Origin of the sequence: Thalassoroseus pseudoceratinae (assembly GCF_011634775.1) — a bacterium.
In the GTDB taxonomy this organism is placed as follows: Bacteria; Planctomycetota; Planctomycetia; order Planctomycetales; family Planctomycetaceae; genus Thalassoroseus; species Thalassoroseus pseudoceratinae.
The window spans coordinates 444,068-461,905 of the sequence record NZ_JAALXT010000003.1 but is presented as its reverse complement, the minus strand read 5'-3'; the positions used below and the strand labels follow the sequence as shown (position 1 = coordinate 461,905).

Below are 17,838 nucleotides of genomic sequence, written 5' to 3'. Positions count from 1 at the left end.
CATCGCTCGAATCACCGAAGGTTTCACAGTCGCGCGGAAGTTACCGAACGGTGCAATATCGGTCAATACGAGATTCGCGTCCCAAGACACGACGACAACGGCAACCGCTCAACCACGGAGGCTCCGAAGAGAGGGCATTCGCGGGAGAGGAATTTTCTTAAGCGTGCGGGCCCCTTGCGATCCGCCGATGGCTCCCAAGAACTTTTTCAGTGCATCATCGACGACCGGCATCGGAACCATGCGGGCTTCCGGAGCGGATGTGCTTCCGCGAACTTCCACACGGACCCAGTCTTTGGTCAAACCGTCGAGAGCACCATTGACGAGGTTGCTAACCACCGGCAACGGCAATCGCATCCGAGCCAACTGGCGCTTTGGCAGGGACGAGTAGAAGTCGATATTCAATCGACCGCTCATCCGAGCCGATCCTTGTCCTCGCAATGTAATCGCGTCACCGACGAGGTCGATCTCATTCAATCGAAATTCCTCGCCAGCCACATCGAAGTCGACAAACGCATGCTTGAAAGCTTCGCGGTCCGGCGGGGTGAACGTCATGGCTTGGAACACCTGTGCGATCACCGGCATCTCATACAACGCGGCGGGGTGGATTTGAACTTGGCCTTCGCCGGCAATTCGGTTTGGATCGTGTGTTTGATTCGACAGATTGATCCAACCATTCAACACGCCACGCAAACTTCGTACGCCGGGCAAATAGCGTTTGGAATACTGTTCCAGATCACCATTCCGCATGATTGCTCGCAGCCGCCATGCAACCGGGTCAACCACGTCGGCTTCGCCATCCAAGAGCAGCAAACCACCGATCGCTTTCGCGGTGAGGCGTTCCTCATCCGGCACATTCACCTCCGTCGACTGCAACAACGACGGCTTCCCAAAGGTGACTCGGTATCCGTTCACGCTAAACGGTCCTTTTGCCTCCATCAGTTGGTATCCCCAAACTTCACAGGAACACCGATCGATTCGGCCTTCGCTGAGAAGATCCTTCCCATTCCATTTACCACGGTAGTCGATTCGCCCGTAAAGTTTTTCGATGTCCACACCGACCGTCACACGATTACCGTTGAAGGCGAATTGAAGATCCCACCCCGACCTGATCACCGCGTCCGCTCCGCCGGCGCTTGCGAGCTGCACTTGCCCGGAAACGGAAACCAATCCTTGCGGATCCAGTTCCTCGACGACCGACCGCAAGTCCGGTGGCAACGCGCGGCGAAATTGGCGAGAGGGGTTGAGATCATCGACGTGCAAATCGTTCAACTGCAATCGCCACTCGCCTTGATCATTGATTTTTGCCCAACCCTCGCAGCGAACAAAGGTCTCGTCGTGCTTGCCGACGAAAGAGTCGATCGTTACCGATGTGCTTGTCGCGGAAAACTTCGTTTCGACGTCGGAAATCAAGTACGGAAACGCTTGGAGTTGCAGGGCTCCGCCATAGACTCGGGCGTAAGGCAGCTTGACGTCCATTTCGCCGTTGGGCACCCATTTCAGAGTCGCGTACGCTTCTGCCTGACCGTTGGGCCGGAGTTCGTCCCAAAGCGAACGGAGTTTCTCCGGCAGTGCTCGTCGGAGTGACTCATCCAACGGCACCTTGTCGGCTTGGAAGCTCATTTGCAAGAGTCCCGGATCATCGAGACTCTCGCGACCAAACGCCCCTTGGGCCGTCAACGTCATGGCACCATGTTCGCCGCGGAAATCGTCAAAACTCCAGCGGTCCGTACGGCTGTCATGGGTCAACTGGCCCGAAACTTCCGAAAGTCGATACGGAAAACACTCGGGTTGGATCTCGCAATGCGATAACCGGGCGTCGATCGTCAGTTCGAACTTTCGATCTCGACCTGGCGGGCGGTGCATCCGCAAATCGACGTCGGTCCAACCGGTGAGATGCAAACTCTCAACCATCTTCCGAAGACCATCGGGAGCCGCTTGCAGAAATCGATTGTCGATTGGAAATCGCTGAGCCCGCACATCGACAATGACTTCCGAATTCGCTGACGGGGAGCGAATGATCCCTGTGATGACCACCGGTTGCCGGGCCGCGTGGCCGACAAGATCGATCACCCAGTCCGAATTTTGTTGTCGCAGCGTGCCCGTGATCCGTTCCACCGGATACGGGAACTTCGCGTTCGTGATTTTGCATCCGCGAGCGGTCAACAGAAGTTGATCAATCCGCCACCGACGTCCGTCAAGCGTCCCGAGCGTGATTTCCGCATTGATTGGCCCTTCCGGATGAATCAGATCGTACTTGTCGCGATACTCCAACGGCAACCGAGACCGCAACCGTTCATCGAGCAGGAGATCCGTCAATCGGACTTCCATCCGTGCGGGTGTATTCATCGCCTGACGTTGAATGAGCCCGTCGATTTGCAATCGCGTTTCCCCATTCCGCGCCGACAAGTCACGAAGAATTACCTGTCGATTGTCCCAGTAGACTTCTCCCGACAAGTCATGCAGCGGGAACGGCAAAACCGGATTGGAAATCTGGCCCTGTTGGATTTCGATGAGCGTGCGAAATTCCATTTCCTCGATGCTGGAATCCTTCGCAAGATGGAACTCCATATCCAACGCACACTCCAAACCGAAATCCGGGACGGTCACGGGACGAGCGGCGGACATCGGCGGTGGCGTATCGGTGGAACTTCCGGCGTGCGGGATTGATTGAGCCGGTTCACGCGAGGCCACCTGGAACGGCTCGCGAACCGGCGACGGTGGCAACCCGGCCAACTTCGTGTAGGCGTCGGCAAGGTTCTTGTCGACCTGTGCCAGTTGCGTTCGTAGCTCCGGAGATGTTCCAGCGGCAAGATTCAGTAACGCACCATCCGCAACGAGGTTCTCCATCCGCCCCGTCACGGACCAACGATGTGCGTCGATATCGAGAAAACCTTTGGTCTTCAGCGTTCCAGCTTCATTGACGTTCGCTTCACTATGAAAGCGGAACTGACGTTTGCCGGAAGGGATCGCCTGGACGGCAATTTTCTCCAAACGGATGCGACCCGGTTGGGCACCGTCCGCTTGGTCGAGACGCACAAACACTTGCCCTTGTTCGATCGTCCATTCGGGCATGCTCTTTTCAGAAGGTGGCAATCGCAGCAATTCTTGCCAATTCCAAACGCCTTGGGCATCGCGAACCAGATCGAGTTGCGGGCGAATTAGCCGCACACGATCAACCACGATCTGCTGTCGTTTTTTGAAGACCTCGTGATTGATTGTGACAACGACTTCCGGCAGCCGAATCACGACTTCCTTTCGGCCGCGTGGACGAATCGACATATTGTGAATGCGAATTCGTCGATGCCAATCGAAGTGGGCACGATCGATTTCCACTTCCCAATCCGGCAGCACTTCCCGTTGTTTTTCCAGAATTTTCTGGACAAGAAGCTCGTCGGTCCGAGTGTACATCCAATAGGCGAATGCTCCGCCACTAAGTAGTGTGAGCAACAGCAGGCCGACAGCCCATTTCGCGGTTCGTCTCATTGGGCGACCTCCGGTTGTCTCTTTGGGAAGGAGCAATATACGGATTGCACTCCAATCGCTGCCAAGACGGCGAGGGGGAATTCCATCGGCAATCGATAGCGAACCGACCCCACAAAAAGCGTATGAACCGCAGTCAGGAATAGTGCCGGACCGACGGTGATGCCCAGGAGCAAAAGATTTCGCCGCTGATCCCAAAAACCGACCAGGCCGGAACCAAACAGGAACAGGGTAGTTAAGACGACCGGAACTTGCACAAACCAACGTTGTGCGGCTTCGGCGTTTAACCACGGACTCCAGAGTCGTCCCACTTTCCGAAACGCCAAAACAACGCTTCTGCCGGGATTCTCTTGCGCGTACTGCCAAGCAGCTTGCCAATAATGACGATTCAATTCGTCTTCGCTCAAACTCTCAAGCAAACCATCATCTTCGAGGAACCGCATATCACTTGCGCCGGTTGCATGCGGATTCAGCCCGTCATACAGACTCGGACCGGCCCAGAGTGTCGTCATGATGGGGCGACCAGTCACCTGCCAATTCCGGATCGTCCAGGGCAACAAAACCAACACGGTACTGCCGATGACGACAACGCCGTGAAGCAAGCTCGACGGCCGAAACCGTTTCGTCAGTACACAGACACCCGCGAACACCAACGCCATTGGCAACCACGTCGGACGAATCAACACCGCCAAACCGATTGAGATTCCGACTCCGGATGCGACGAAAATCCCCCGGACCGGTTGATCACTCCAGTCGGTCCGTAGCAGAATTGTGAATGCCCACAGACTGGCAATCATGGGGACGGCGAAGGTGGTTTCGCTGAGGATCAAAACACTGAACCCAACTTGCAGCGGAGAGAGCGCAACCAACAAACCCGCGAGAAGTCCGGTTGTGGCATTGGTGAGTTCTCGGCCCAAGCAGAACGTCAGACCGCACGCCGCCGTTCCAATCGCCGCTAATACGATCCGCACAAACAACGGACTTCCGCCGCCGAGTTTCATCGCCGCCGCTAAAATCACGGGGAATCCAGGCATCCGCAAGACTCGGCGTGGCGGATCGTAAATCTCGTAGGGCTCTCCATTGACGATGGTCTCCGCTAACTGCCAATAGCCGTCCGCATCTCCGGCGATGAGATAGGCTCTGTGTGCGACATCATCAAGATACCACTGCACGCCGAACGCCGCCGTTAGTCGCAGGCTGCCTGCAACTAACAACACCGTCAGCAATGGATGGCGTTCGACCCAACGCATGACGGACCTCGACCGAAACTGTCTGCCACGACGACCAGCGCGGGATGGTAAAGCGATCTTCGGCTTTTGGTCAAGATCGATGCAGCCGATGCCCAGGTGCAATGTGCTCAAACGTCACCGTCAATGCACTTTCGATGGATCGAGTTGCGGGAACTGTAGCAGTTATGACGTCTTTGACGAACAGTGCCTCTACGGAGATTACACAGTTGGAACAACCCGCAAAGAATGCATGAAATGAGGGCATTGGCTGGAATGAGGCGTTTTCGCAACATTGCTCCCCGCCCGTTCAAAATAGGGTGATATGGTTGTCTCGACGGATCTATCGAATTTGCACTCAGGAAGAGTTTGTTTCGTCTTTGCATCGAGAGTCTTCGGACCATGCCGGCGTACTTGGTTGTCTTCCTGATCGCGGTTGCGGGGTTCACGCTGTTGACCACGTATTGGGACATCTTTCATCTCAAGATCCCGAACAAGTTTACCCTTCCGATGTTTGCAGCCGGGTTGGTATTTCAACTCATCTTCAACGGATGGAGCGGGCGTGAACCGGAAATCGGTCGGGTGGTGGTCGGCGGAGCCGGCTTGGGAAGTGCGTTGCTGGCGTTCGTGATCGGCTTCGGCATCATCTTCGTACTATGGATGATCGGCGGTGGCGGTGGCGGTGACGTGAAACTCATGGGTGCGTTGAGTGTCTGGCTAGGTTTCTGGATGACACTCCATGTGCTGGCCGTTGGAACGGCTGTTGTGATGGTCCTCTCCGTGCTGAAGCTGGTGTGGAGCGTGCTCCGTCGCGGACCACGCAAGACAAAAGAGAAATACATCGCCACCGGAAAAACCAGCAAACGGGAAGCGGCCAAACGCAAGCTGGAAACAATCAGCGAAAAGCAAGGTCGTCGCCTCATGACTTTCGCCGGTGCGACGGCCATCGCAACTTGGATTGTGGTGGGATGGCATCTGTACCGGACCAATCCCTTCGCTTGAGCGTCGTCAGCAGAAGCAATCACGATGCGAGCGAGTGAAGAAAAGAATCAAACCATGAACGTCCAAACTCTCAAACTCAACGATGGAAAACCGAAGCGGCGTCGCGGTGTGATGAGCATGGAACTGGCAATGTTGTTGCCGATTCTCATGGTCATCCTTGCGGGCATGTTCGAGTTCTCGCTGCTGTTTTACGCACGCGGCGATGCCATCGAAGCCGTTCGTTTGGGAGCTCGTTTCGCGGCCATGCCCGGAGCGACGGAAGAAGAAGTGAATGAAGTCGTCAAACGATCTCTCAAACCGCGACTGGCGGCGAACGCGATCGTGGGCGTCGATTGGGGCGAGTTCACCGGCGAACCGGTGGCCGTTGGCGTATGGATTCCATCTGCGGACATTGCCCCGAACCTACTTTGGCCGATCGGTTTCGACCTGGACGACCAACGTCCGCTGTATGCCGAAGCCCATGCGGTTATGGAATAACTTTCAAGCACTCAATAAGGAGCTTCAACTCGGAATTGTGCGGGTTGATCACGTTGCAGGGAGCGACACCGGAGCGGCTACGCCAACACGTAGCGGCAATCAAAGCCTGAGAAGGCATCTGTGCAAAACAACCGTCCGATGGCGGTTGAATTTTACCGACACCCCGGGGACCCCGGGACACTCGATGATGGCCCGAACACGATCTCGTTTCGGTTCGTCATTGCCAACCGGAGAAGCTGACCGTGAAAAAACTCACCCCAGCACTTGTGACCCTGCTCATGCTCGGCGTCGTCGGGCTGTTGATCGGGGTGTACATCTTTAAGAAACTCACCGCCGGTGATGATGTCGCCGAAGCCCCACGCACCCGCAACGTGCCAATGGCCATTGCCGACATCGAGTCGGGAACACTCATCACCGAAGCCCACTTGGGCCAAGGCCCCGTCCTGACAGATGAAATGGAACGCGACACACTGTTGAACAATCGCGTGATTGTCGGCCGCGTTGCGAAAACGGAAATCAAGCGAGCCACCGCGATTCGCTCTGGCAACTTGTTTCCGCCGAACGAAGGTCCGGCACTCGAAGTCGCCGATGGCATGCGAGCCGTCACCGTGGTCGTCGGACCGAACGATGACTTGGTCGATGGCTTGGTCCGCGTCGGAACGTACGTCGACATGCTGTTCTCTCCTGACAACACCAACGATCCACGGATGCAAGGTGGAACGACTTTGACGCTGCTCAAGGGAATCAAGGTGTTGGCTCTCAACCGCACGATGCGAAGCACTAACCGTGTGGACCGAGGCGGCAACACAGCCACTCTCGAAGTCACCCCGCAACAGGCCATCATCCTGACGGAAGTTCAACGTGGTGGAAACATCACGCTGGCTCTCAATCCAGACGGCCGCAACGGAACTGGTGTCAGCGTCAGCAGTGACGATCGGGCTTCGCTCGAGGAAATTCTCGATCTGGAACCAATCCCGGAACCGACTCCCCCATTCGCCACGGAAATCTTCAAAGGCGGAGCACGCGATGTCTTGCGATTTCGTGAAGGGGAACGAACGGATGTAAACCCGGTGGACCCACGAGACACCCAACCGATGCCACAAGACACACCACTAACGGTCAAGAACGAGCAACCCGAAACCAAACCGGCCGAGAAACCGGTCAGTCAAACCGTCGCGTTGCAACGCTTCGTTCGATCCCGCTAATGGAAGCGATCTGAAATCGTATCGTCAGAGACAACATCGGTCAGTGATCAATCGTCGCACAGGACTGCAATAATGATTTCCCTTCGTTCGAATCCGAAAACCCAAAGGCCAGCACGGCGGACCCATCACCGGTCCGGCTTGCTGACGCCGGCGGTCGGAATCGTGTTGCTCATCCTGATGATCGTCTTTGCTTTGCTCATCGACAGCATTTGGTTGGACAACGCGCAGTTGGAACTGCAACAGTCCACCGATGCGGCAGCTTTGGCCGCAGCCGCGGAGTTGGCTCATGATGATCTCCTTCGGGACGATCCCAATTGGGTCACGCGGTTGGAAGCAGCAAGGCAGTCGGCCGCGGAAATTGCTCGGTTGAATCTGGTTGGTGGCCGATCACTTCGATTGGATACGAGTGAAGACGGCGACCTTTGGTTCGGTCGGCTTGTCACGAATGACGAAGGCCGAACGACTTTCATCAGCACGGACACCGCACCGCGGACCGTCGTGGTGAATGGTCGGCAGTCACTCAAGAAGGGCAACCCAATTGGTTTGCTGCTGCAAGATGCGGTTGGCAATGCAACGGGCGAACTGAAAATCCGGTCCGAGGCGAGCATCGACAACTTCGTAATCGGTGTTCGACCGCTCCCCGCGACTACAGTGCCGGGGCTGCCATTGGCGATCAATTTGAATGCGGAATACGACGACCGACTCAGCTGGGAATCGGCAATTGATCTCGGTCTGGGTGAAGACAATTGGAGTTACGACCCGGTCACGCGGTCGGTCTCCAACACACCGGACGGCATCAAGGAAATCATCATCCGCAGCAAAGCCAACGATGAAGATGCCACCGAAGCCAACCTTCAACTCGTTGACTTGAACACCGAACTGAGCGACCTTCCGCTGTACCACCAAATTCAAGATGGTTGGACGGCGAAGGCGCTGGAACAGTTCGGCGGTCAGTTGGTCCTCGCGGACGATACAATTGAAGCCGTTTCCAGCGCAGTCATCAACGATGATGTGCAAGAGTCGCTCGATCTGGTGAAGGGAGAAGCCCGGATCGTGCTGCTCTACGACCAAATCACCCCATCCGGCAGCAATGGATTCGGAACCGTTCGCATCGCCGGTTTTGCCGCCGGGCGAATCGTGGCGATCATCCGGAAACCAGACGACAGCTGTGAAATCACCTTTCAACCCGCCGTCATCGCAACCCGAACCGCCGTTCGCGCGGACGGCGTTTACTCGGTCGGCGAACTGACCGACGCGGAACGCGCTGCGTTGGAAAACCCGTACATCTACAAAATTTCTCTCACTCACTGAGTTGGAAACAAGACCATGGTGACTGACGTCAAAACGCCGACCAATGGCGAAACTCGTTCGAGTGCGGACAATCGTCGCGAGTTCCAAAAACTGAAAACGCGATTGCACAGCCGCATGGTGGATGCGATCGATCTATCCAAAGCGGGCGAACTCGAAGAAGAGAAGCTTCGTGAGCAACTCCGCAATTTGGCGTCGCATCTGTGTTCGCTGGAGCAGGTGCATCTGCCGGCGAAACAAAGAGAGTCGATGGTCCGCGAGATCATGGACGAAATCTACGGATTCGGCCCGTTGGAATCCCTGATGACCGACCCGGACGTGACCGATGTGTTGGTCAACGGACCGGACCGGGTGTTTGTCGAACGACGCGGGATGCTCGAGCCGACCGATGTGCGGTTCGCCGACGAAGCCCACTTGCTGCAAGTCATCCAACGACTCGTCTCTCGTGCCGGGCGACGAATCGACGAAGTCTCGCCGATGGTCGACGCGAAACTCCCCGATGGCTCGCGATTGAATGCCGTGATCCCGCCGCTGGCGCTCGCCGGTCCCACGGTTTCGATTCGTCGATTCGCCAGTCGCGGAATCCTGTTCGAAGACATGGTCGAGAAACACTCACTCGCCCAGGAGATGGCTGACTTCCTGTCGGCAATCGTAAAAGGCCGCCTGAATGTGCTGATCAGCGGTGGTACCGGGGCCGGGAAAACCACGTTGCTCAATAACCTCAGCCGATTCGTTCCCGTTACCGAACGGGTCATTACGATCGAGCAAACGGCCGAACTGCAACTTCAACAACCGGACGTCGTTTCACTCGAAATGCGACCGGCTAACGTTGAAGGACGCGGCGAAATTGATCAGCGGGAACTGCTCAAGAACAGCCTGCGGATGCGACCGGATCGCATCATCGTGGGGGAAGCTCGGGGCGGCGAAGTCTTGGACTTACTCCAGGCAATGAACACCGGTCACGACGGTTCCATGAGTACCGTTCACGCGAATGATACCCGTGACGCTCTCGACCGTTTGGAATTGATGATCGCGTTGTCCGGGGTCGAGTTGCCGACGAATGTGGCTCGCCAGTACATCGCATCCGCGATTCAGATCCTCGTGCATATCACACGATTGGCGTCTGGGGAGCGGAAAGTCATGCGGATTTCCGAACTCGCGAAATCACGTGACGGCATCTACAACATCGAAGACATTTTCGTCTACCGCATGGCTGGTTATGACGACGACGGCCGGGCTCAAGGTGCGTTTTACGCGACCGGCTACGAACCCGACTGCCTGCGACGATTGGCCGCCGCCGGGATCGAACTGCCGACCGAAATGTTCTCGCCGCGGGAACTTCGGAATGAGTCCATGGATTCATTCGATTCGGACTCCGGCGATAGCGACTCGGTCATCGAATCCGACTTCGGCGACGGTGTCGAGTAACTCACAGCGAGTCAACCACGTTGGTGATTGCACGGAAACAATCCGATCCCCCATTCAAATTGATCGTTCGAGGAGCCAGGCATGGCGACTGACACAATTCATTATCCGCCAATCACTCCGCAGCCCGGTTTTGCCGACATCGTGCGGGATGACGTGACGTACACCACTGGCGAGACACACACGACTAGCGATCGGGTCAACGGTTGGTTTGAACGACTGGTGATTCAATCGGGGCTGGAAATGTCACCGATGATGCTCCTCGCGTTGTGTGCCTTGTCCGGCTTGGCCTTAGGCGGAGCGATGTTCGTCTTCCAAGAGAACATCCTCAGCACTACGTTCGCGACGATCATCGGGCTGATCGTTCCAGTGTTAGTCACCATGTTTCTGCGTAGCCGACGCCAGTCACAAATCCTTCGACAGATGCCGGAAATGATCGGCGAGTTGGCCCGAGCGGCTCGAACGGGGCGAAGTCTGGAACAGTGTTTCGAGATCGTCGCCGACGACACGCCCGCGCCGCTGGGAACGGAAATGCGACTGTGCGACCGCCGAATGCGAATGGGGATTTCCCTGCCAAAAGCCATCGAGCCACTGCCGGAACGAACCGGTGTGGTCAGTTTGAACGTTCTGGTGACCGCCCTTTCGGTGCACCATCAAACCGGCGGTGACTTGATCACTGTACTCGAACGACTGCAAGCGACCATTCGCGACCGGATCACATTCCTCGGCCGACTGAAGACCGCGACGTCCGCTAGTCGGGCAACCGCGATTCTCATGCTGATTCTGCCTCCGGCGATCCTGATGTTCTTCATCATCCGAGATGCGGAATACTTCACCAACTTGATGGCCTCGGGCTGGGGTTGGTGGATGACTTTGGCCGCCGTCGTGTTGCAATTGCTCGGCACGATTTGGGTATTGCGAATTCTGCAATCGAGTAAACGAACGTAGTCACAACTTATACAGACTCCATGGGGGCCTTCGGTGACGCCGATGCTCCCCAAGGTGAACACTGAATATCGCCTTCAAAGGGATTTGCCATGTTACCTCCCTGGATGCTTATCGCCTTCTACGTCGTTCTCGGTTTGGCGATCGTCCTGCTGCTCGCTCGCTATTTTCGCAAACGAAAATTGCGAACGGAATCTGATTCGGCAAGCACGACCGAAGAGGTTCCCGCCGACGCAATCCAATTCGACGATCCAAACATCTCCTACGCGCCGGCTGGTCCGGTGACGTGGAACGATCGGCATTTGTTCCGAGATGGATCGACTGGAACAAAGCGAGATCGCACGGAAAATCCGCTGCCCCGACTCGAAGCCGGCGACGTACCGACATCCGATCAATCCGACTACATGCTCGGCCCGGTTACGCCCGTTTTCGCGGCCATGCTCCCCGAGAGTGATGCCAAGAAACGCACGATCAAACGGGAACTGCTCAACGCCGGACAATACAATCCGCACGCTTACGAGAACTTGGCTGCGTTACGATACTTGGGAATCATGCTGCCGCTCATCGGCATCGGGATTCTGCTCATTGTTCTGCCGACTCAGTTGGAAGTCTTCGCAATCGCGATGTTGCTCGTGATCCCATTGATGGGTTGGGCCATTCCGCGATTAGTGATTCGTGGCCAAGCTCGTGACCGCATGAGCGAAATCGCTCGTGGGATGCCGGACATGCTCGACATGCTCAATATGTGCGTGAGTCAGGGAATGACCGTGCCGGCGGCTCTCAAGCGAATTAGCCAGGAAATTCGCCCCGTGTATCCCGCCTTGTCACGGGAACTTCAGATCGTCGTGGAGCAAGCTCACCTCGGATCGCTTGAGCAAGCCCTCCGAAACTTTTCCGAACGTGTCGATCTTCCGGAAGTCCACTCTTTCGCGACGCTCTTGATTCAAACCGAGCGAATGGGAAGCAGCGTCTCGGCGGCACTCACCGACTACAGTGACAACATGCGGGAAACACTCCGCCAGCGAGCGGACGAAAAAGCCAATCAGGCGACGTTCAAGTTACTGTTTCCGACCGTGCTCTGTCTGATGCCAGCCGTGTTTCTGTTCCTGCTCGGACCGGCGATGATTTCACTCAACGACTTCTTCCAAGGCGATGGAGCCGACCTTCTCAACAATTCCTCGCAGCAACTTCAAGAGTTCCGCGAAGGTGAATAATCGCAACAGGCGATCCCAACTAACAACAGAGCCCCGCGACAACAATCGCGGGGCTTTTTCGTATTCAACCTGTCTCTCTTCCCATTCACACCTGCTCTAGTCGATCGTCCAAGACTTTCCCCGATTTCGGGAATCGTTGACTTTCGGTCGTGGTCCACGTGACTGGAACGCTTCGTAATCCGGTAGTTTATACTCGTTGAGCAATTGATTAACACGCACTTCAATGCTCGTGAGCTGACCACCTTGTTCGCGTGTAACCAGCGTGATGGCCCGACCGCGTTCCGAAGAGGATAATCGCCCCGTACGTCCGATGCGGTGCACGTAGTCGTCGTGATACTCGGGAATGTCGTAGTTGACGATATGCGAGATTCCGCTGATGTCGATTCCCCGGCCAACGACATCGGTCGCGATCAGCAACCGGACACTGCCCTCACGAAATCGCTTCATCACACGATCACGTTTCGACTGTTGCAGATCGCCCGTCATCATCGCCACGCCGGGAAGTTTGTCGGCGAAGTGCTTGTAGATTCGCTCGGTACCACGTTTCGTGCGAGCAAACACAATGGCTTGCTGCGGACGTTCCTTCAACAACAGCCGCACCAAAAACCCAAGTTTCCGTTCCTCGTCGACAGTTGCGTAGAACTGCTCGATCGTTTCGGAAGCCGAAATTCCATCCTGCGAGAGATCGACTCGCTGTGGGTCCTGCATGTATCGTAGAGCAAGTCGCTCGACTGATGGCGGCATGGTTGCCGAAAGCAAGAGTGTTTGCCGATCCGTCGGACATTGCCGAAGGATTTTCTCGATGTCTGGCCGAAAACCGATGTCGAGCATTCGGTCGGCTTCATCGAGGACCACGAATTCGATATCTCGGAGATTGAGATTGCCACGCCGCATGAGATCGATGACACGTCCCGGTGTGCCAACGACGACTTGGGCGCCACGTTGAATAGCATTGATCTGCGGCCCCATTGAACGTCCGCCCACGACGGTCACGACTTCGCAATCAAAGTCTTGAGCGAATCGCCGGAATTCCTCCGCGACTTGCTCACTGAGTTCCCGCGTGGGAGCGAGCACGATCGCTTGGACGCCTTTGAAGTCGAGGTCCAACTGTTCCAGAATGGGAATCGCAAATGCGGCGGTCTTGCCAGTACCAGTTCGGGCCTGACCAGTGCAATCGGCACCAGTCAGAGCGATGGGAATCACAGCTTTCTGAACTGGGCTGGGTTCTTCGTATCCAATCTTTGCCAATGTCTTGAGCATCGTTTTGCTCAACCCCAAAGCGGCAAACCCTGATTTGGGTGGTTTTGAAGCCGAACGGCTTTTTGGGGAGCGAGTCTTTCGCGATTTTTTGACTGTACTCACAGTGCCCTTCAAATAAACAGATGTCGGCGGTTTTACGCCATATTAAATGTAGTCTTGCAGAATAAAGAATAGAAAACATCGGTCTTGACGTCAATCGGACTTGACCGCAACGCGAAGAACGCCACCGGTCATCCGTTCACACGTTGTCTACAGGCAACACAACGTCGAAACCCAAATTATCGGAATTGTGGGATGGTTCCGCATCCAGCTTCGAGTGACTTGAGCGTTCCGAGGCGTTTTCCCGTCCCGTGTCGTCTGCCAGATCCCATCAATTGAAGGATGGAAGGCATGCGGGATCGTCGTTTTCGGTCATGAGCCCCAATTACTCATGGGTTTATGTCCGACCGCGTCACCAGACAAGTTCCGACGAATCGAATTCCATTCGAGCAAATTGATCTCCCACGATCTCTTACGATGTGAGTCTTGAAATGCTTCTTGATAGTCATCAATCAGTGCTGGTCCCCTGCCCGAGCTGTCAAAACGGTGTGGATTTCGGAACGTCCGCGGCGGCTTCGACAACCTGCGGGAATTGTGGCCATACGTTCGTCAACTCGGTTGAGAAATCGGCCGGATGCACTGGTCAGGAAACGGTTGCCGTGAGTCTTTCCAACGGCGCCGGTTTGCTCGACTCCAAAACTGCTGCCGCAGATGACCCGATCATCGATCCAGCTGCAACGAAGCACTCATCCGGTTCGGAAACGACACGTCTTGGGCACTTTGTGTTAGAGAAACTTCTGGGGGAAGGCGGTTTCGGTTGCGTTTATCAAGCTCGCGATTTGAAACTTGACCGTGCGGTAGCCATCAAGTTACCCCGCAGCGGACAACTGACCGAGAAAGAAACGTCGCAGTTCTTGAAAGAGGCACGAGCTGCGGCCCAACTTCGACATCCGAATATCGTCGGCGTGCACGAAGTCGGGATGAGCGACGGTTCGGTTTATATCGCGACTGACTTCATTAACGGCCAACCAATGGACGACTGGCTGGAGAGTTACCAACCGACTCATCAAGAGAGTGCCGAACTGTGCCGCACACTTGCGGAGGCATTGCATCACGCTCACCAACGCGGCGTGATTCATCGCGATCTTAAACCGGCGAACATCTTACTCGATGAAGACGGACAACCGCACATTGCCGACTTCGGTCTGGCGAAACGAGAGTTTGGTGAAACCTCGATGACAGCAGCCGGTGTGGTCATGGGCACGCCGGCATACATGGCTCCCGAGCAGGCAACCGGCCAGTCACACGAGGCGGACGCCCGCGCCGACATTTACGCACTCGGCACGATGCTGTTCGAAATGTTGACCGGCGAACGACCGTTCCGTGGCTCGACACAGGCGTTGTTGTATCAGGTCGTCAACGCCGAACCGCCACTGCCACGAACGATTGACGAAACCATCCCCGAAGGCTTGGAAGCGATCTGCATCTGCTGCTTGGCGAAAGATCCGGACCACCGATTCGCCTCCGCCCAAGACTTAGCCGATGCATTGACGGAGTATTTGGAAGAACGACAAACCTCGGTCTCGCTGCCAACAGCATTGACCGAGACTAAGCCGAATGCATGGATCCAATTTTGGAATCGACATCCATTCGCCGTTGCCGTTGGTGTGGGAATCAGCGTCATGTTGGCGGCGGGTGGAATCGCGGTGGCCTACAAATCGGACGCTGTTCCCCCGTCACGAACCGTCATCACGTCAACACCACAGTCCACTGTGACGCCAAGCCAATCATTGTTGCCCCAAGTTCGCCAGCAACTGCGGGAACAATCCCCAGCCAACGTCGAACTTGATCCCGAACTCGAGGCGGCCCTCCAAACGGTCGAGCAGCAGCACGCTGAGATCGGCTCGCAAACCGCTCCCGAGTTGGGAGCGGTCGGCTCATTGATCATGGGAGAAATGACCGGCGACCCCGATGGCAATTCCCTGCGTGATCAACGAATCCTGCTGCAACGCCTCAAAGGACGACTGGGGAATCTCAATCAATCGCTGAAGTGATTTCTCACTTGGACTCGATTTCCATTCCGAGGTTCTTCACGAGAAACGCCCATTGGTCAGCGATTTCCTCGATGATTTTGGAAGTCGGCTTGCCAGATCCGTGTCCCGCTTTCGTCTCGATACGAATCAACACCGGTGCATCACCTTCGTGATATTCCTGTAAACGGGCGGCGAACTTGAAGCTGTGTCCGGGCACGACGCGGTCGTCGGTATCGGCGGTTGTCACGAGGGTTGGTGGGTATTCGATTCCCGCTTTCAGGTTGTGGTACGGCGAATACTTGTACAACGCCTGGAATTCTTCGGGATTATCAGCGGAGCCGTAATCGTCGACCCAAAACCGACCGGCCGTGAATTTGTGAAACCGCAGCATGTCCATCACGCCCACTGCCGGAAGTGCTGCTCCGAAAAGGTCGGGGCGTTGCGTGATGGCTGCACCGACGAGCAACCCTCCGTTGGATCCCCCTTGGATCGCAAGCTTCGAGGACTTGGTATAGTCGTTATCGATCAACCATTCCGCCGCCGCAATGAAATCGTCGAAGACATTTTGTTTCGTCAATTTCGTTCCAGCTTTATGCCATTCCTCGCCGTATTCGCCGCCGCCCCGCAGGTTGGCCATTGCGAACACGCCGCCCATTTCCATCCAAGCGAGTCGGCTGATCGAAAAGCTCGGCGTGAGCGGAATCGAAAACCCGCCGTAACCGTAGAGCAGCGTTGGATTGTTATCGTCGAGCTCCAGTCCCTTCTTGTGAGCAATGAACATCGGGACTTTGGTTCCGTCTTTGCTTTTGTAAAAGACTTGTTTGACTTCGTACAGCTCGGGATCGAAGTCGACTTCTGCTTGCCGAAGTTTGGTGCTCTTTCCCGTGATCAAGTCGTAGCGGTACGTGCTCGGCGGAGTCGCGAAACTGGAGAACGAATAGAACGTCTCCGTGTCTCCGCGGCGTCCGCTGAATCCGCGTGCCGTCCCGATGCCGGGGAACTCCACATCACGCACATGCTCTCCTTGCATATCGTAAATCTTGACAGCGGTTTTCGCATCCTGCAGATAACTGGCGACGAACAAATTGCCGACGAGATTCACGTCATTCAGGGCATTGTCCGACTCGGGAATGATGACTTGCCAATTCTCGCGAGCCGGTTTGCGAATGTCGATTGCGATCAACCGTTTGCGGGGTGCTTCCCAATCGGTCACGAAGTAGAAGACGTGTCCGTCGTTGCCGACAAAACTAAACTCCTGCTCAAAATTATCAATCAGGTCCACCGGGGCTGCATACGGTTCGGTGAGATCCCGATACAAAATGCGATAGCGATCGTCAGTGCCTTTCCAAACGGTGAGGACAAGAAATTGACCATCTTGCGTCACCGACGTTCCAAATCCCCAAGTCGGTTCATCCGGGCGATGGTACACCAACACGTCTTGATCTTGCGACGTGCCAATTCGGTGATAGTAGATTTTTTGGTTCAGATTCAGCGATTGAAATGCTTCGCCCTCTTCCGGTGCATCAAAGCGACCATAGAAGAACCCTTTGGAATCCCGCGTCCAAGTCGCACTACTAAATTTGACCCATTGGATTCCTTCTTCCAGCACCTTCCTGGTGGCGATCTCCATGACTCGCCAGGTTCGCCAGTCGCTACCGGCTTCCTGAATACCGTAGGCGAGATACCGACCATCATCGCTAAACGCCAATCCCGCCAGTGCGACCGTGCCGTCTTCAGACCATTCATTGGGATCGATCAAGACCGTGGCTTCCGCATCAAGACGGTCTTGCATGAACAGCACGTCTTGGTTTTGTAGCCCGTTGTTCTTGAAGTAGTAATACCGTCCACCACGTTTGAAGGGTGCAGAGTATTTCTCGTAATTCCAGAGCTTCGTCAATCGGCTCTCAATGGCATCCCGCTGAGGAATCGCTTTGAGATATCCGAACGATACTTTGTTTTGTGCCTCGACCCAATCGTGCACATCTTCAGACGTCCGAACGTCGTCCTCGAGCCAACGATACGGATCGGATACCGTCACACCGTGATAAACATCAGTCTGGTCGACTTTTCGAGTTTCCGGATAACGCAACGATTCCGCAGAGGATGGGTGATTTGTCATCAAGCAAGCCACAAAAAGCCACGACGAACACAAATTACGAACAGCCACGGTGAATCCTTCCCGACGGCGATGGCAAAGACTGAACGACGCTGAGTACGACCTCAG

12 protein-coding genes are annotated in these 17,838 nt (G+C 55.6%); 8 read left to right on the top strand and 4 right to left on the bottom strand.

Annotated features, from left to right (window positions below; genetic code table 11):
• Window positions 1-108: 108 nt before the first annotated feature.
• Window positions 109-3,483 (bottom strand): hypothetical protein, encoded by a 3,375-nt coding sequence (locus tag G6R38_RS11875; protein ID WP_166825030.1) that lies wholly within the window; start codon window positions 3,481-3,483, stop codon window positions 109-111.
• Window positions 3,480-4,730 carry an ArnT family glycosyltransferase gene (locus tag G6R38_RS11870; RefSeq protein ID WP_166825027.1) on the bottom strand — a complete coding sequence of 417 codons (1,251 nt, stop codon included), beginning with the start codon at window positions 4,728-4,730 and terminating at the stop codon, window positions 3,480-3,482. Before G6R38_RS11870 ends, G6R38_RS11875 begins: the two co-directional genes overlap by 4 nt.
• A gap of 378 nt (window positions 4,731-5,108) precedes the next feature.
• Here G6R38_RS11870 and G6R38_RS11865 point away from each other — a divergent pair, with 378 nt between their 5' ends.
• The 7 genes from G6R38_RS11865 (at window position 5,109) to G6R38_RS11835 (ending at window position 12,282) form a co-directional block, all read left to right on the top strand.
• Window positions 5,109-5,708, top strand: coding sequence for an A24 family peptidase (locus G6R38_RS11865; protein WP_166825024.1), 600 nt, complete (start codon window positions 5,109-5,111; stop codon window positions 5,706-5,708).
• Window positions 5,709-5,762: 54 nt separating this feature from the next.
• On the top strand, window positions 5,763-6,185 hold the full coding sequence (locus G6R38_RS11860) for a TadE/TadG family type IV pilus assembly protein (RefSeq protein ID WP_166825022.1): 423 nt from the start codon (window positions 5,763-5,765) through the stop codon (window positions 6,183-6,185).
• Between the two features lie 242 nt (window positions 6,186-6,427).
• Window positions 6,428-7,390, top strand: coding sequence for a Flp pilus assembly protein CpaB (gene cpaB, locus G6R38_RS11855; protein ID WP_166825019.1), 963 nt, complete (start codon window positions 6,428-6,430; stop codon window positions 7,388-7,390).
• Between the two features lie 72 nt (window positions 7,391-7,462).
• Window positions 7,463-8,701 (top strand): pilus assembly protein TadG-related protein, encoded by a 1,239-nt coding sequence (locus tag G6R38_RS11850; RefSeq protein ID WP_166825017.1) that lies wholly within the window; start codon window positions 7,463-7,465, stop codon window positions 8,699-8,701.
• 15 nt (window positions 8,702-8,716) lie between these two features.
• Window positions 8,717-10,126, top strand: a complete 1,410-nt coding sequence (locus tag G6R38_RS11845) for a CpaF family protein (protein WP_166825015.1) — start codon at window positions 8,717-8,719, stop codon at window positions 10,124-10,126.
• An 81-nt stretch (window positions 10,127-10,207) separates the two neighbouring features.
• On the top strand, window positions 10,208-11,071 hold the full coding sequence (locus G6R38_RS11840) for a type II secretion system F family protein (protein WP_166825013.1): 864 nt from the start codon (window positions 10,208-10,210) through the stop codon (window positions 11,069-11,071).
• Between the two features lie 89 nt (window positions 11,072-11,160).
• Entirely contained in the window at window positions 11,161-12,282 is a 1,122-nt protein-coding gene (locus G6R38_RS11835) for a type II secretion system F family protein (RefSeq protein ID WP_166825011.1), read from the top strand.
• Window positions 12,283-12,378: 96 nt separating this feature from the next.
• Here G6R38_RS11835 and G6R38_RS11830 read toward each other — a convergent pair whose 3' ends face one another.
• On the bottom strand, window positions 12,379-13,542 hold the full coding sequence (locus G6R38_RS11830; protein WP_166825009.1) for a DEAD/DEAH box helicase: 1,164 nt from the start codon (window positions 13,540-13,542) through the stop codon (window positions 12,379-12,381).
• A gap of 530 nt (window positions 13,543-14,072) precedes the next feature.
• Between G6R38_RS11830 and G6R38_RS11825 the strand changes: the two genes are divergently transcribed.
• Complete coding sequence (locus G6R38_RS11825) at window positions 14,073-15,635, top strand: serine/threonine-protein kinase (protein ID WP_166825007.1); 1,563 nt, start codon at window positions 14,073-14,075, stop codon at window positions 15,633-15,635.
• Between the two features lie 4 nt (window positions 15,636-15,639).
• Here G6R38_RS11825 and G6R38_RS11820 read toward each other — a convergent pair whose 3' ends face one another.
• On the bottom strand, window positions 15,640-17,733 hold the full coding sequence (locus tag G6R38_RS11820) for a prolyl oligopeptidase family serine peptidase (protein ID WP_166825005.1): 2,094 nt from the start codon (window positions 17,731-17,733) through the stop codon (window positions 15,640-15,642).
• Between the last annotated feature and the right edge of the window lie 105 nt (window positions 17,734-17,838).

Bases quoted from the DNA above. Each gene is read 5' to 3' on its own strand.
- G6R38_RS11870 (WP_166825027.1), bottom strand. From the start codon at position 4,730: ATGCGTTGGGTCGAACGCCATCCATTGCTGACGGTGTTGTTAGTTGCA.
- G6R38_RS11850 (WP_166825017.1), top strand. From the start codon at position 7,463: ATGATTTCCCTTCGTTCGAATCCGAAAACCCAAAGGCCAGCACGGCGG.
- G6R38_RS11820 (WP_166825005.1), bottom strand. From the start codon at position 17,733: ATGACAAATCACCCATCCTCTGCGGAATCGTTGCGTTATCCGGAAACT.
- G6R38_RS11860 (WP_166825022.1), top strand. From the start codon at position 5,763: ATGAACGTCCAAACTCTCAAACTCAACGATGGAAAACCGAAGCGGCGT.
- G6R38_RS11840 (WP_166825013.1), top strand. From the start codon at position 10,208: ATGGCGACTGACACAATTCATTATCCGCCAATCACTCCGCAGCCCGGT.
- G6R38_RS11825 (WP_166825007.1), top strand. From the start codon at position 14,073: ATGCTTCTTGATAGTCATCAATCAGTGCTGGTCCCCTGCCCGAGCTGT.
- G6R38_RS11875 (WP_166825030.1), bottom strand. From the start codon at position 3,483: ATGAGACGAACCGCGAAATGGGCTGTCGGCCTGCTGTTGCTCACACTA.
- G6R38_RS11865 (WP_166825024.1), top strand. From the start codon at position 5,109: ATGCCGGCGTACTTGGTTGTCTTCCTGATCGCGGTTGCGGGGTTCACG.
- G6R38_RS11830 (WP_166825009.1), bottom strand. From the start codon at position 13,542: ATGCTCAAGACATTGGCAAAGATTGGATACGAAGAACCCAGCCCAGTT.
- G6R38_RS11835 (WP_166825011.1), top strand. From the start codon at position 11,161: ATGTTACCTCCCTGGATGCTTATCGCCTTCTACGTCGTTCTCGGTTTG.
- G6R38_RS11845 (WP_166825015.1), top strand. From the start codon at position 8,717: ATGGTGACTGACGTCAAAACGCCGACCAATGGCGAAACTCGTTCGAGT.